Annotated in this window: 21 protein-coding genes; 9 read left to right on the forward strand and 12 right to left on the reverse strand. The window is 56.0% G+C overall.

Annotation, left to right across the window (positions count from 1 at the left end; translation table 11 throughout):
• Positions 1 to 162 precede the first annotated feature (162 nt).
• Complete coding sequence (locus tag JNB85_RS13700) at positions 163 to 402, reverse strand: hypothetical protein (protein ID WP_220334826.1); 240 nt, start codon at positions 400 to 402, stop codon at positions 163 to 165.
• 136 nt (positions 403 to 538) lie between these two features.
• Here JNB85_RS13700 and JNB85_RS13705 point away from each other — a divergent pair, with 136 nt between their 5' ends.
• From JNB85_RS13705 to JNB85_RS13730, 6 genes are read left to right on the forward strand one after another with little or no spacing between them, the layout of a single operon-like run.
• On the forward strand, positions 539 to 1,576 hold the full coding sequence (locus JNB85_RS13705) for a hypothetical protein (protein WP_220334827.1): 1,038 nt from the start codon (positions 539 to 541) through the stop codon (positions 1,574 to 1,576).
• The gene (locus tag JNB85_RS13710; RefSeq protein ID WP_220334828.1) at positions 1,577 to 1,780 is read left to right on the forward strand and encodes a hypothetical protein; all 204 of its coding nucleotides are present in this window, start codon (positions 1,577 to 1,579) and stop codon (positions 1,778 to 1,780) included. It begins immediately after the preceding gene.
• Positions 1,781 to 1,802: 22 nt separating this feature from the next.
• On the forward strand, positions 1,803 to 2,330 hold the full coding sequence (locus JNB85_RS13715) for a peptidoglycan recognition protein family protein (protein WP_220334829.1): 528 nt from the start codon (positions 1,803 to 1,805) through the stop codon (positions 2,328 to 2,330).
• 25 nt (positions 2,331 to 2,355) lie between these two features.
• Complete coding sequence (locus JNB85_RS13720; protein WP_220334830.1) at positions 2,356 to 2,685, forward strand: cell wall anchor protein; 330 nt, start codon at positions 2,356 to 2,358, stop codon at positions 2,683 to 2,685.
• Positions 2,682 to 3,035: a hypothetical protein gene (locus JNB85_RS13725; protein ID WP_220334831.1), complete on the forward strand. Its 354-nt coding sequence runs from the start codon at positions 2,682 to 2,684 to the stop codon at positions 3,033 to 3,035. Before JNB85_RS13720 ends, JNB85_RS13725 begins: the two co-directional genes overlap by 4 nt.
• Before the next feature lie 11 nt (positions 3,036 to 3,046).
• Entirely contained in the window at positions 3,047 to 4,609 is a 1,563-nt protein-coding gene (locus tag JNB85_RS13730) for an SGNH/GDSL hydrolase family protein (protein ID WP_220334832.1), read from the forward strand.
• Between the two features lie 41 nt (positions 4,610 to 4,650).
• Here JNB85_RS13730 and JNB85_RS13735 read toward each other — a convergent pair whose 3' ends face one another.
• The 3 genes from JNB85_RS13735 to JNB85_RS13745 form a co-directional block, all read right to left on the reverse strand.
• Entirely contained in the window at positions 4,651 to 4,989 is a 339-nt protein-coding gene (locus JNB85_RS13735; protein WP_220334833.1) for a hypothetical protein, read from the reverse strand.
• Positions 4,990 to 5,093: 104 nt separating this feature from the next.
• Positions 5,094 to 5,603, reverse strand: a complete 510-nt coding sequence (locus tag JNB85_RS13740; RefSeq protein ID WP_220334834.1) for a hypothetical protein — start codon at positions 5,601 to 5,603, stop codon at positions 5,094 to 5,096.
• Between the two features lie 232 nt (positions 5,604 to 5,835).
• Positions 5,836 to 6,117, reverse strand: a complete 282-nt coding sequence (locus JNB85_RS13745) for a hypothetical protein (RefSeq protein ID WP_220334835.1) — start codon at positions 6,115 to 6,117, stop codon at positions 5,836 to 5,838.
• 93 nt (positions 6,118 to 6,210) lie between these two features.
• On the opposite strand from JNB85_RS13745, the gene JNB85_RS13750 reads away from it, so the two are divergent.
• Positions 6,211 to 6,627 (forward strand): DUF2750 domain-containing protein, encoded by a 417-nt coding sequence (locus JNB85_RS13750; RefSeq protein ID WP_220334836.1) that lies wholly within the window; start codon positions 6,211 to 6,213, stop codon positions 6,625 to 6,627.
• A 27-nt stretch (positions 6,628 to 6,654) separates the two neighbouring features.
• Here the strand turns inward: JNB85_RS13750 and JNB85_RS13755 are convergent, their stop codons facing one another.
• Entirely contained in the window at positions 6,655 to 6,798 is a 144-nt protein-coding gene (locus tag JNB85_RS13755; RefSeq protein ID WP_220334837.1) for a hypothetical protein, read from the reverse strand.
• 261 nt (positions 6,799 to 7,059) lie between these two features.
• Between JNB85_RS13755 and JNB85_RS13760 the strand changes: the two genes are divergently transcribed.
• Both JNB85_RS13760 and JNB85_RS13765 read left to right on the forward strand, forming a co-directional pair.
• On the forward strand, positions 7,060 to 7,683 hold the full coding sequence (locus tag JNB85_RS13760) for a hypothetical protein (protein WP_223216495.1): 624 nt from the start codon (positions 7,060 to 7,062) through the stop codon (positions 7,681 to 7,683).
• A gap of 159 nt (positions 7,684 to 7,842) precedes the next feature.
• On the forward strand, positions 7,843 to 8,085 hold the full coding sequence (locus JNB85_RS13765; protein WP_220334838.1) for a hypothetical protein: 243 nt from the start codon (positions 7,843 to 7,845) through the stop codon (positions 8,083 to 8,085).
• A gap of 3 nt (positions 8,086 to 8,088) precedes the next feature.
• On the opposite strand, the gene JNB85_RS13770 is transcribed toward JNB85_RS13765, so the two are convergent.
• The 7 genes from JNB85_RS13770 to JNB85_RS13800 form a co-directional block, all read right to left on the reverse strand.
• A complete protein-coding gene (locus JNB85_RS13770) occupies positions 8,089 to 8,484 on the reverse strand; it encodes a thermonuclease family protein (protein ID WP_220334839.1) in 396 nt (131 codons plus the stop codon).
• Positions 8,481 to 8,669, reverse strand: coding sequence for a hypothetical protein (locus JNB85_RS13775; RefSeq protein WP_220334840.1), 189 nt, complete (start codon positions 8,667 to 8,669; stop codon positions 8,481 to 8,483). The genes JNB85_RS13770 and JNB85_RS13775 overlap by 4 nt, the downstream gene beginning before the upstream one ends.
• Positions 8,670 to 8,685: 16 nt before the next feature.
• Positions 8,686 to 9,453: an SOS response-associated peptidase family protein gene (locus JNB85_RS13780; protein ID WP_220334971.1), complete on the reverse strand. Its 768-nt coding sequence runs from the start codon at positions 9,451 to 9,453 to the stop codon at positions 8,686 to 8,688.
• A gap of 713 nt (positions 9,454 to 10,166) precedes the next feature.
• On the reverse strand, positions 10,167 to 10,550 hold the full coding sequence (locus JNB85_RS13785; RefSeq protein WP_220334841.1) for a hypothetical protein: 384 nt from the start codon (positions 10,548 to 10,550) through the stop codon (positions 10,167 to 10,169).
• 359 nt (positions 10,551 to 10,909) lie between these two features.
• Entirely contained in the window at positions 10,910 to 11,401 is a 492-nt protein-coding gene (locus JNB85_RS13790) for a hypothetical protein (protein WP_220334842.1), read from the reverse strand.
• 3 nt (positions 11,402 to 11,404) lie between these two features.
• A complete protein-coding gene (locus JNB85_RS13795) occupies positions 11,405 to 12,517 on the reverse strand; it encodes a hypothetical protein (protein ID WP_220334843.1) in 1,113 nt (370 codons plus the stop codon).
• A 740-nt stretch (positions 12,518 to 13,257) separates the two neighbouring features.
• Positions 13,258 to 13,548 (reverse strand): ribbon-helix-helix domain-containing protein, encoded by a 291-nt coding sequence (locus JNB85_RS13800; RefSeq protein ID WP_220334844.1) that lies wholly within the window; start codon positions 13,546 to 13,548, stop codon positions 13,258 to 13,260.
• Between the last annotated feature and the right edge of the window lie 57 nt (positions 13,549 to 13,605).

Here is a 13,605-nt window from a genome sequence, read left to right on the forward strand (position 1 = left end):
CCGCCGAAACCCCAACCGAAGCCCGGGCCGATGCCACTCGCGACCGCATAAAACGCCTGCCGAAACGCAAACAGGATTGCGACGGTGACAACGATGCAGGCGATCTGGATAAGTCTGATCATGCAACCAAACTAATTGACCGGCCGCCACGATGCAATCCGGTCAATCGGCCTTTCGATAGCACTCCTGGGCACGGTCCTTATCCTGGCATTCTGGCACCAGCTCGTAGTGTTCAGTTTTCATGCAGTCGTCGAGAAACGCTCTCACTTTGCTGGGCAGGACAATGTCTTCGTTGAACTGCTTCGCCACGCAGTTTGCCCAGACGTCCTGCTTGTAGGGGTAGAGCGCATAGGCCGGTGGCGCAGCGAAAACGAGAGCAATTGCAAAGTAATACGGCTTCATAACAGGCCTTTCCGGTTGTCAAAGATCGATTACGACCGGCTGCAGTTTTCAGCAACTCAGGATGAAGGCGAGGGTTAAGCAAAGGTTGCCTCGTGCAGCTTGGGTTGCACCTCTCGCATTCCAATTGGAGACGTGAATGCCCTACGACAGCAACGGCAACTACACGCTGCCGGCGACTTACTTCGTCGAGAACGGCGATACGGTCTTGCCAATCCAGCACAATCCACCACTGGAAGATATTCAGGCAGCCCTGAGTTCTGTCCTGCTCCGCTCGGGTGTTGCGCCGATGACCGGCGATTTGAAGATGGGGACGAAGAAGATAACCGGCATGGCAGATGGTGAGGCGACAACTGATGCCGTCACAAAGGGCCAGCTCGATCTGCAGAGCGTCAAGTATGTCACGAAGGCAGGAAACTATACGCTGGTAGCCAGTGACAATGATGCAGTGATCCGTTTCACAGCGACAGCGACCGCCGCTCTAACTGCTGCCGCCACGCTCGGCAGCAATTGGCACGCCACAGTTTATGCAGACGGTGGCGATGTGACGATCGATCCGAACGCGTCGGAGACCATTGCAGGATCGGCGACGCTGAAGGTTCCGAACGGTTCCAGCGTGTTCGTCTTCTGCAACGGCGCGGCCTTCTTCGCGATCTGGCTTCAATCGAAATGGCGCCCGCGAGGCATCGGCGAAATATATTATGCCAACACGGCCATTGCCGGCGTCGATGTTCCGCCTTCGGACACGACTGATACGGTGTGGGTGGAATTAACCTCCGGCCTTACAGGTGTTGGTGCGTTCAATGAAAACAAACTGACGAGCGAAAGCGTCTCCGGTTCCGCTCCTCTCGTGTTGGCTTCTGCTGTCGTCAACTTCGCCGCATCTCCGATCAACGGCAAGACGATCCGTCTTCTCAATTTGGAAGAACGAATCCTCCGACCTTCGGTATCGCCTGGAACGCTGCAAAACGACCAAATCCAGGATCACGGGCATACCATGCTTGGTTCAGACGGCTCCGGAGGCGGGGTGGCAATGATCAATAACGGCGTGGGCGCCTTCGCTCCCAATAACAGAACCACCAGCGCCAATATCGCGACAGCCGGCGGCGCACCGCGCATCGGCACGGAAACCCGCATGAAGAACATCGGCGTCAAGGCTTACATGAGGATCGCGTAAATGCCCTATGCAGTTGGACTTGATACTGTCGGAACCGACAATCCCATCGTCGTCGAGGGCATCCCTGTTACAGGCGAATATCTCGAAATCTCGTGGGAGGACTATACGGCCGCCATCAACTGCCTGGTGAGCGGCCAGCACGTTTGCGTGGTCAACGGGGTGTTCGTCCTCGACTACCAGCTCCCGCCGCCTGGCGGGCAATAACGCTCACTTCGGAGACATCATCATGACGACAATTGTGCCCGCCGGCTGGCTCCAGCCGGTGAAGATGACTCGTATTGTCCTGCATTGGAGTGCCGGCGCCTGGAAGGCTTCGGAACTCGACAAGGAGCACTATCACATCATCGTCGAGAACGACGGCAACCTTGTCCGCGGTGACCACACGATATCGGACAACGTCAACACCACTGACGACGACTATGCCGCCCATACTCGCGGCTGCAATACCGGGGCGATAGGTGTTTCGATGGCCTGCATGGCAGGAGCGATCGAAAGCCCCTTCAAAGCCGGGAAGTTCCCGATGACGGAAACGCAGTGGAATACGGCTATCAAGGTCATTGCCGAGCTCGCGCGCTTCTACAAAATCCCGGTCACGGAGAAGACCATCCTTTCGCATGCTGAAGTTCAAAGGAACCTCGGCATCCAGCAAGCCGGCAAGTGGGATGTTTCCCGCCTGCCGTTCGACAGCAAGACCGTTGGCGCCAAAGCCTGCGGAGACAAAATGCGAGTCGCCGTCAAGGCGCTCCTGGCTTAACCCCACCCCAACATCGAGGTTTGAAATGCGCGCACTGCTCATCGTGGCAGCGGCGGCCGTTGGCCTGTCCGCATGCACCACCACCGACACCAGCAAGATCAACACTGCGATTCAGAAGAACCTGCCGAAAACCTGCTCGGCGATCGAGACGGCGCATATCGCGTTCGCTGCTGTCGCTGCGACCGGCAAGATCAAGGACAGCACAGTCCGCAAGGAAGCGGCTGCCTACCAGGGCATCCAGATCGTCTGTGACGATCCAGGCAACGCTACGGCCGCCAGCACGCTCATCGCAGCGGCGCAGGCTTACCTCGTCATCTCCACTGCACTTAAGGAAGCAAAGGCGGCCGCAGAATGAGCGCTGAACAGACCCTCAACAGCAAGATCACCAACGCGGTCGCCTCGGCGGTGAATAGCCCAGCGACCGCAGCGAAGCCGGAAGATGTGAAGCCGATCTCGGCCAGCGTCATCGCCTCGATCGTGCCGCAGATCCTGCACGCGACCAACAACGAGCCGTGGTGGCAGTCTCGAGTGACCTGGGGCGCCATCCTGTCGCTCGTTGCCTCGATACTCGCAATCTTCGGCATTGCCTTTCCCTCAGAACTCCAGGGGCAGGTGCTGACGGCAATTATGGCCGCTGTCCCTCTCATCGGCGGCCTGGTCACGCTTTACGGCCGCTGGGCCGCGAAGACTCCGATCGGCAAGTAAGGAAGAGATCGATGGGCGCGCCTGTTGTTAAATCGACCAATGGCTACGGCTTGCCGGTGACTGTCGTTGCGAGCGGCGGCCTTCCCATGGAAGTCGCTGGCAATGGTTATGGCACGCCCATCATAGAGGTTGCTCAAGGGGGGCTTCCGGTCACCTATGTCGGGGCTGCAGAGCCTATACCGCCGCCGGCCCTCCCGCTTTCCTCGCCGAAGGTCATGGGATTCGGCCACAGCTTCGTTCTCAATGGCATCCAGTATCTCTACAACGCCAGCAACACGGCCACCAATGGCGCATCCGGTGTGCTAACTTCCGGCCGTGGCGTCCTGTCCCTCGTGGAAGGCCTCGACGGTGGGCGATACAACCTCGACATCTTCGCTGAGTTCTCCAACATCCCGCCTGGCTTTAGTATCGCCGGTGGCCAGGGGTACGGCGGCAGACAGATCGCCCGGGGTGGCGCCGGCCTGAAAATATGGGGCGCCGGGATCACTATCGACCTCAATACCGTCGTAGACTACCTGTTTGCCCGCGCGCCTGATATCGTGGTCATCGACATTGGCATCAACGACCTCATCTACGCCTTCACCAATGGAGGCACCATTGAGGACGTCTGCTCACTTTATGCCGCCATCGTGCGCCGCATTCGCGATCGAGGCATCTGGTGCGTCCTGATGACCGTGACGTGGAGCGACACCACCGCTTTCCCCGCATCCAACCCCACCTGCGTGGCATGGAAGCAGCAGCTTAATGACCTCATCCTTTCGCTGGACGGCGAGAGTGGCATTAGGGTCTGCAACACGCTGAGCATTGATGGGCAGGCTACAAGCATCGGAAGCAATCCGAGCAACTTCTTTGACACCAACCTGCACCCGAGCGACAAGCTCAACATCAGGCGCGCAGAAGTCCTCATTCCGATCCTTCAGTCCATGACGACTGTTATAGAGCGCCGCTCTCTCGATGAACTCACCGGCAATCTCCTTCCGAACCCCGGCCTGACCGGGATCACGGGAACGAAGACCGGCACGGCGACAACGGGCGACGTTGCGACAGGCATGTCGTTCGCGGGTCCGAACACTGGCGGGACATCCAGTGTGGTCCTTTCCAAGGAGGTCATCTCTGGCTCTAGCGAAAAGCAGGTCATCTCGATCACAAATGGCGCACCGGGAGGCACTACCTCCACGGCTCAGCTTCGTGTGAGCACCGCCGCCACTCTCGCGGGATTGGGATTGGTAGCGGGCGATCGGCTTCGCTGGTATGCGTCTATCGAGCTTGACGACTGGGCCGGATGGGATTTCGACGGGCAGGCCGACGGTCCGGTCAAGATTCAACTGCCATTGAACAACGGCAGTACTCTTGTCTATCAGGGCTCCAATGCTGCCTCAGTTCGAAACCGTACGCTCATTCTCACGGGTATCCTTGAGATACCTCAGGGCCTGACCGTCGATGGGCTCCGCTGGAACTCTACGTTTATCACCATCCGCTGGAACACCAACGTTGCCGGCACAGGCGTAGCCAAGATCAGCAAGCTAAAGGTCGTGAAGATGGGGGAAAATCCGCGGGCACCGTGGAACCTCTGATAGACCCCACCGCCGCATCATCAAATGAACCGCTTCCACGCCTAAGTCGTTTGGTTCATTTTCCTTACGGTGGAATACAAGAAACTTATGCCGTAGGCTGCCAGCATGAGCACTTGCTGGAGAACTATAGAAACAAGCACCAGGAACTGATCCAAACCTTCGTAATCCTCCCCATTCGGATCTACGTCGGAAGCACCGAGCATATTCGGGGTTACGGTGACTTCATAGCAAATGAAGATCGACACAATGATCCACAACACCGCCCAAAGATGCAGCGCCTTCCGGTGATGTGGCCATTTGCGCCCGGCGACCACGGCCAAGAGTGGAGCCGCAAGGTTACTCGTGAAGATGATGAGGAATGCAAATTCAGGCATAATCATCGCGAATATATCCTCCCTGAGAGGGCGACTGCATGAGGGAGCTTAAATGATCAGCGGTTAAGTTTTAAGACCCACCGCCCCATCATCAAACGCAGGTGCTTCTGTCAGCGAAAATTGAATCGCCGTCTCACGATGTCGAAAAAAAGCAATACCGACCCAGAGGCAAGGTATCCGCTCCACATACACACCGCCCACACCACAGAGTAGTCCAGCGGGCCAAATAGGCTGACACCAGTTTCACACTTTGCGTCTTTGCATGTCGAGGGGGCAAATGCGGCGGCATAGGTGACAAGCGCTGCCAACAAGAAAAAGCCTGCAGCTCCAAAAAACGATCTCGTATCAGAGAATTCCGCGTTCCGCAAAACTGCTATCTTGAGCTTCAACACGAGGTAGAAGGCCGCCCACAGGCAGGGGATCATCGTCAGGAAAACGGCGATGAACATGGACGCTGGTGTTCTCGAGAAGTTGCCGACAAAAATGTTCGCATAAAAATAAGGAAGCACAAGATTGGTCGAGAAGGCGACAAACCAGTGTTTGCCCCAGCCGCGGTAAATCATCCATAGGCCGAAGAGGGCAAACAAAACCGGTACCGGCGGGAAAAGCCAGTTCGACATTAGTAAATCCAATAACCTAGCGCCCCTCGCGTCGCGTCGATGTGCTTTTTACGTCAAGTTGCAATACGAGGCTAGTGCCCATCGCCCCACCATCAAAGGGCACCGGCCCCGCGCATCAGCGACTGTTGGATGTGGCGTCGACTGATCGTAAGGCGGAGCCGGCGCGGGAATAGGATACGGACGAGTTCATCGGGACAAGTCGCCCATCGAGCTTAACCCCACGCCCGATCCTTTAGTGATAACTAAAATCACCGGAGGGATGACGCAACTCGAAATCACTCAAGAGCCTGATCGCCTGCGCGACAATTGTTTCCGTGGCCTCCGGGCTCTCCTGCCTAGCGGCGGCCGCGTTTTGCAATAGCTCTGAGGCCAACACTTCCATCTCGTTCCAACTCGGATACTGTTGACGCTTAGCTACTCCCGCAGAGTATAGCAGCATCGATGCGAGCGAACGCAGGACTGACTCCCTCCGTTCAGCGCTCATGCGCAATAGGGTCGATCTGGTGATGGACATAACACGCTCCTATAAGGGGCCTGTCCGAAAGATGACCGAGAAGTGGCGACAACGATTCTCCGGATGAGCTTGTTATTCAAGTAGGGCGGGCGCATGGATTTCGAACTTGCTCACTTGCGAAAAGCTGGATTTGCTGATCATTCTTGCAGAATGAGCGTTTCTGCTATCAATGCCGATGCCTTCGTCTCCGAAGTGCTGAAAGGCGCACAGGTTTGGGGCATCAGAGACAGGGACGGCTTCCCTACCGCCACGGACGCGTCCGGCGAAACCGTAATGCCGTTTTGGTCTTCGGAAAAGAGGGCCCTATCGATCATCAAGAACGTCCCAGCATATAGCGATTTCAAGCCGGAGCTTATTCCCTTGTCTGTATTCATCGACAGGTGGCTACCGGGCTTGCAAAAGGATGGCGTCTACTGCGGCCTTAACTGGTCAGGTGAGAGAGCAACGGGATACGATCTAGCTCCCATGGATTTAATGGCTCGATTGGCGGCGGCCCAAAGGAAATCCTAGCTCCGCTTCGCATCGTCCGGGATGTCGTCAGCCCTCAGTTCTTGCCTCGTTGGCGATGAAATCCATGAAGTCGTCGCTGTCCATCAAAGTGTGAACGACGCCGTTCGGATGAATGAAGATTACCAGCCAGTGCCGGCGATCGAGCTGCACGACGAAATGAATCCAGTTCACGGCTTTGCCTCCTGTTTGTCAGGAGAACAGCACGGCGCCGGTGAAACGTCTAACCCTCGTAAATGAGGGGGAGGCAGAGGCCCCATCCCTCGTAATGACCGGGCCACCCCTATTGCCACCTCGTCAGGGTAAGCGTGGCGCCGGTCGAGTACAATCAAAGGTCAATGGCCGTCAATCACCTGGTCGTCCTTCTGGGCGGCCTTTCGCATGAGCATTGCATTCGCATTGGAAGGGCAGGCAAGGCACAGGATGGCAGACGACATGAGCAACAACAACGATGCCCACCGGGTCTATACCGATGCCATCACCGCCCAACTCGGCGAGCGGGTCACCAACCTCGGGCGCCGGCAGACCGACCTTGAAGCGGAGATGCGGGCGGGCTTCAAAGGCATAGATGCCGCAGTCACGGCGCTGGCGAACGAAACGCGTGCCTCGATCGCAGCATTGTCGACGAATCTTGCCGAGCGCAATAAGCCCCAATGGCAGGCGCTGGGCGTGGCGCTGACATTTGCCGCCATGCTGGGCGGCTTGGCCTATCTACCGATCCGCGAAGCGACCAGCGACTTGAAGCAGTCGGTTGGCATCCTGGCAGACAAGATGGTGACGCGGCAGGAGATGGAGTGGAGGACCGCGAGAGGGACCGAAGACCGCGCCCGAAGCGATGCAAGTGTGAAAGAACTGCGGGACGCCCAGGTGCCGCGGGAAGAGCTCGACAGGGTCTTCGGCAGCTACGATCAACGTTTCGTCGACCAGCAGCGTCAGATCGATGAGATGAAGACGGCGCAGGGTTCGGTATACGGCGCTCGGGATATCTTGCTTGACCTGAGAGAGCGGATCGACCGGATGGAACGTCAGCGGCTATCGGCATCCCAGAACGGCGGCTAAGCGTGTCGAGGAGGGGTGCAATTTACGCGATTGCTTATCTAAGTGTGCCACACTTGAGGTGCAAAAAACAAAAAACCTCTGGACTCGGACAGGCCGCTTGAGCTTCAAACCGGGGAGGCGGACACATTTCGGCACATGTTTGGGGGAGCCTTCGACGTTATGTTTTTTACACGCGTAGGAAAGATTATCGCCCACGTCATTTTCTGGGTTGGCGTTATTCGGGTCGGGACCGGCTTCCTCATTGCTTTCGGTGCGCCAGACATGGAAAGCAACGCCTTGGCTTCCCGCCGCTATCTGGCGGCGGCGACGAGCGGCGAAGCGATCAACGAGGGAGGGATAGCCATTCTTCTCGCGGTGGTCATTGGTGTTCTTTGCGAGATCAATTCGAATAGTAAGGTCTGATCGCTACGTTGGACGCTGCTCGATTCCCGGGCTGCACCAGTCGTTTTTACGGTGCGGCCGCCACTCGCGAGCGAAACCTTCCCTGAGCAGCTTAACCCCGATCTCTTCCCCATTCGTTCGATAGATGTTAACGAGCGGCCTATGCTTCGGCGTGTTGTCGTAGCCCTTGATTTCGATCCGCAGGCCACGTTCTTCCAAAAGCTCTTTCAGCCTACCCTTGGCGATCAGCGCCAGCTTCCGTTCCTTGATGCACTTCGCGTGCGATCCGATCTCCGGGGTATCTATACCCCATTGGAACGGCACTCCACCTCCTAGCAATCGCATAAGCTGTCCGTCGCAGCGCACTGTGTCGCCGTCGACTGCCGTAAGGCTGGCGCACATCAGCATCGCAGTGATCATTGCGGCTTCACCGGGCCGTGGATCGGTTCCTTGTACGGATAGTGCTCCCAGCACCACCATCGCGTCTCAAGAGCCTTGCCTGAAGAAAAGCCGAAACCACCCCATTTGCTGCATCCGGGGACGCAGCAATAATGCTCGACGATGACGTTTGCGCCTGGTGCCGTCGAATGGCCTTCAATACTCACGGTGCGTCCCCCGCCATTATAGCAGGCTTGGCTGTTCGGGTTCGCCGGCTTTGCTGATGATGCTCGATCCGTATGCTTCCCGCGATGTCACCATGATCGCATCGTCTGGCAGCGGCCGCGCGAGGGCCTTGGCCTCTTCCCATGGTGCGCGCATCCATACGTCCACCTCTTCCTGCGTCAGCAGCAGGACCGGCATCGCCTTCTGATGAATGGGTTTGACCACTGCGTTCGGCTCCGTCGTCAGAAACGCATAGAGGTCGTCGGTCGTGAGGCCATCCTTGACCTTCCGTACGCTTTGCCACTGTGGCACATGCACGCCGGCGAAGAACATTAGCGGCTTGCTTTCGTCACGGGCGAACCATGCATTCGGAGTCGCGCCTTCGCCTTTACTGGCCGGGTCGGGTTCGGCAAAGCTCGTTACCGGCACGATGCACCGGTTTTCGACGCCGAACCATTTCTTCCAGTGGGGCAGGTTGAGATTGCGGATATTCGTCACCCCCTTGTCCGGCTCCATGCGGATGAGCTCGTCCATGTCGACGGGTTGCCTTTTCTTCCGCAATTTTTCGGCGCGAGCTTCGACGGCCTCTTTGATGACGAAGAAAGGCGAAGGCAGGCCCCATCGGGCGTGCGCCAGCTGTTTCCGGCCAAATGGTGTGTTGCGCACGATCGGCCCCATCTGGTCGGGGTTCATCTGGTAGGCCGGCATCAGGTTAATTAAGCTTTCAGCGTCTTGCGCCCACTTGTTGATCCAATCCCTTGCGTCCATTCGATAGAGATTGCACACATCCACCTCCCTTGGCTTCCAGATGCCTTTCTGGTCCACTTCATCGGCATCGATAAATTGACCGTCCCAACGGTCTCTAAAGTGCTCGGCAGCTTCACGGCTGTCGAAACAAAAGACAAGGTAGCGGTTGCGTTCGAAGTTGAATGAATAGCTGTTTGAGTTTTTATCGAGCTCAATTGCAGAACTGAGCACCGCACCTCGGGTGTGCAGATCGAAGTTCCACACCGTATCCCTGCCAGACGGGTCGCTCCACCACAGGAGGACGTGATGTTGTGAAGGCCTTTCCCTTCGCCAACGTCTGATTGGACTGTCTCTTCTCAACCCCATTTCAAACCTACAGAGTTTCGTCCCGCCAGACAGGCGTTCTCACATCCTTGATGTCAGCCAACCGACGTATAGGAAGCTTTCCGATTTCCCACGAAGAGGGTTTGTAAACGGTCACATCCATGTAATCGCGCTTATTGCATTTGAGGCATATGAACTTCAGGCGGTTGATGGTTGTATCTCTGCGAATTTTAAGGATGTCGTCGGGAAGGAAGCGCCGCGTTGTGTTGCAAAGACCGCACCGGACGACGAGAATGTGCCCGACCGCGCTCGCGTCTGTCAAAGACCAACGCGAGAGCTTTTTCGCTTGGTTCATTTCCGGCATTGGCACTCTCGCCGTGGACGTTGTCTCTGGGGCGCAGGTCTGGAAAACTGCGAGGGGCCGAAGGTTAGGCCAGATATCCTCGTTCCCTAACGCGGTCATAGAGCGCTTTGAAGGCGAGATCGATGTCTTGCTCGAAGGCAAACCACATTGGCTCCTCCGCGCTTATTTCGCTGACGCTGTAGACCCCGCAGGCTCGGTCGCGAGCCTCGCCAGAAGCAACCACGAAGGTTCCCATCGGGGTGCAGGTATCCATATCGAAGGCATGGGCTAGGTGAAATTCGAATTGGCCCTTTTCCAAGCCACTTCCTATGGCCATGGATATTGCAGCGCGAACTGCAGGGGAAAGCTCGTGAATGCTGACCGGGATAGGCGGCGTCCAATAGGTACCAACGGGGTTCCTCTCAAACTCGTCTTCTTGGCGCGGTTCATCGATCGGCAAATTACTCATAGCCGTCATCCTTTGGTCCGAGTGGTGATGCCTCAGAAGAGGTGCTGAGGGCCGCGCAGCATGCTTCGGTGTCGAACAAGGAGGTAGCCACGCGGCCGCCCTATCCGTGATAAGTTCTCATTATGTTCTCGTTTTTGATTGAGTCAATGATGAAGATTCCGAAATGCTAAAATGCCATCTGGCCGAGCGTTGTCGAGACTATGCATCTTCGCTAGATCGAGGCGATGACGGCGCCGGGTGCCATTTAAGGCGTCAGGGATTTTCTGATCAAGCCGCAGGAAAGCCAGCAACGGCCGGAGCCGGAGTTATCAACGCTGAAGGCCGCTTCAAGCCACAGCTCTCTTTGAGCCGTATTTAAGCTACACACGGACGTCGTTTAGAAGCCCTTTAAGATAATTTTGTTGTGACTTTTTGGCCTTGTCTTGAAATTCATAGGATAAGTAAAGAAAGTTCTCGACGGCGCTTACAAATGGCTTGTTTTTGTCCGGGGTCGATATCGCCGCGGCTCGATCAAGAATAGTATTTATAGAGCTCTCCAGTTGCTGATACTGTTCCGCGGTTTCAGGAATTTTATAACTTACGTCGAGCGCTGCGCGCTGAAAATCGAGAAGTGAACCTCGTAGATTATCGAGTTCTTCCGGCGACAGCATTCGCTCCCCAGCGGATATCTTAGCGAAAGTGCTGAGGGCGGTGTCGACCGCCTTTGCCGTCTGATCAAAGCTCTCAAGGCGACTTTGCACACTTTTCCGTGCGTCAGAACGGAAGTCGACAAAGTCGTTCGTTATAATACCGGCGAAAAAGGCCAAGATGCTGCTGATAGCGCAAATTGTAAGTGTTCTAAGCGCTGGCACCTGCTAGTCTCCTTTCACGGTCGCTTCGCTCTGTAATCCAGTTTTGTCCGCGGCTTCTTTCATCAATTCGCAGGCTCGAGACCACTTATCATAACCTAAAAGCCGCAGATGAGTAACAACCTGCTCGCGGACTGGGACAATGCATGGATCGTCAACAGTTGCGGCGCTATTAGTGACGGTTAAATTGTTCAGAAATTGATCTGTCGATGCCGCTGGGCCAACGGTCAAGGCAAGGGCGAGAAGTGCGCTCGCCACAAGTGGTGTTATGTATCCGGATACAAGGGATAGGGTCCCTGGCGACTGGATATTTATCGATAGATGTGGTGCGTAATCCGCAAGTTTCAAGAATGCTCCAGCACCGAAATCATGAGCTAGGCCTGTTTTTTGATCCACCTCTCGCGTGTTGGCAGCAACAAAATTAAAGAATGCCGGTATTACCGAGCCAGAAGTCGTGTCGAATTCCGGGGCGGTAACATCAAATGTCGACGAAAATCTTTGAGGGGTGTAATAATTTCGATAGGCAGCGTTATAGAAAACAGTTCGTTCACTTGATGGTATGAGTAGAAGCGGGGTTGGTTTTCGAAAGGCTTCTATCAGCTTGGCAGGCATATCAACCTTATCCAAGGTGCCAATCCATTTAACACGTCTCACGACGATCGGGTGGCCTGGATATCGTTGAACGATAGCGGGAAAGGCTCCCGCTGGACCATGCAGCAACTCACCGATATGCACTTTACCGCCAAAATTCTGAGGCGGAACAACGACCAGGTCACCAGCTCGGGCTTCTTGGAGATAGAACTTCAACACCCGGAGAAGTTGGCCTGTGCTTGGATCATCGGCGGCGTTATCGTATTCGTTCAGGTCCTGTGGCGGAACTCGTTCGGGATGCCTTCCAAAGTTATGCCACGCTCGGATCTCTTTTGATCTCTGGATGCGCGCAACCAACTGCGCATCATTGATGTCCACGATTTCGTCTGGCTGGAATAGGCCTGGAAGCTCGACGCCTACGATAGAGTCTTCGACAAAGTCTTGAAAAAGCCGGTAATTCGCTCCGGGACGTGCCAAGGCAACCTTGTGATTTTCCGGAATAGGCTTAGTATTTATATCGATCTGCAACTTAGCGCCCCAATGCTTTCGCCCGCAACTTGTTACCGCTGAACTTTTACGGGTTCAATCTAAAATTTCACCTCAAAGTTAGTGCTCTTTCATAGTTCACCACCCGCCTGGTCGCGAATAAGCACTACGGTGCCCGCATCGATTTCCGGCTGCATCGTACTGGTAGTCGTATTGGCAGTTGCCTGGATAGCGTCTGTAGGACGTCGGATACCCGCCGCCGCAGTTGCCATTAGCGCAAACCGCCGCGGCAGTTCCAACAAGCGCGAGCCCGACAAGCACTGCAGCCGCCTGCCTCTGCTGGGCAACCATTTGCTGACATTCCAGCATGTTCATTCCGCGCCGGTTCACTTCCGAAATGAGCTGGAACTGGAATGCCGGATCTGTCGTCTCCAGTGCCGTCTTGCACAGTGCGGCTTTACTAACAGCTGATGGCTTCGCGGTGAACTCGGCAGGTGTCGTTGTGCAGCCTGATATGGCGAGCGATAATACAGCGGCGCCGGCGGTCCGCATAAATAATCTGATTTTCAAAATGTCCCCCAGCCGGCGCGGTCTTATTCGCCGCATCTTCCGGTGGAGTGAATTTAACTGCACATTTCGCGCGGGAGTCGAGTCGGATGGCAAGACTTTTTCTGGACTCTGAGACCAAATTGAAACTTTCCTCAACCGCGACAGTCTAGTGCGCGGACCGTACCGCCGGGGGATGAGCCCTTGACCCTACTAAAGTCGGCTGTGCGGTCCACCTAAGCACTTCCATCTACTTCGCCGTCTTCGTCCAGCATGTGCACTGGCAGGAAGGTGTTCTTCTCCATCCACTCGCGCACGATAAGCCTGACGGTATCGTTGCGCGTCTTGCCAAACTCGTCAGACAGATCCCGGAGAGCTTCTTCTATATCGTCATCGAAGGCGATAGAGCCGGAATTTCTCAGCAGGAGCGCGGCGCGGCGGAGCATGATCTGCAGATCAGACCGCGATACGTCAGCGATACGATCGGCAGCATCTTCGAGAAGGGAGGCTATGTCAGGCATCGTCAAGGCTTCATTCCAGCACCGTGATTGGCGATAGACCTACCATAAACTTCTTTCCTCACT

Source organism: Rhizobium mesosinicum (assembly GCF_019511345.1).
Classification (GTDB): domain Bacteria; phylum Pseudomonadota; class Alphaproteobacteria; order Rhizobiales; family Rhizobiaceae; genus Rhizobium; species Rhizobium mesosinicum.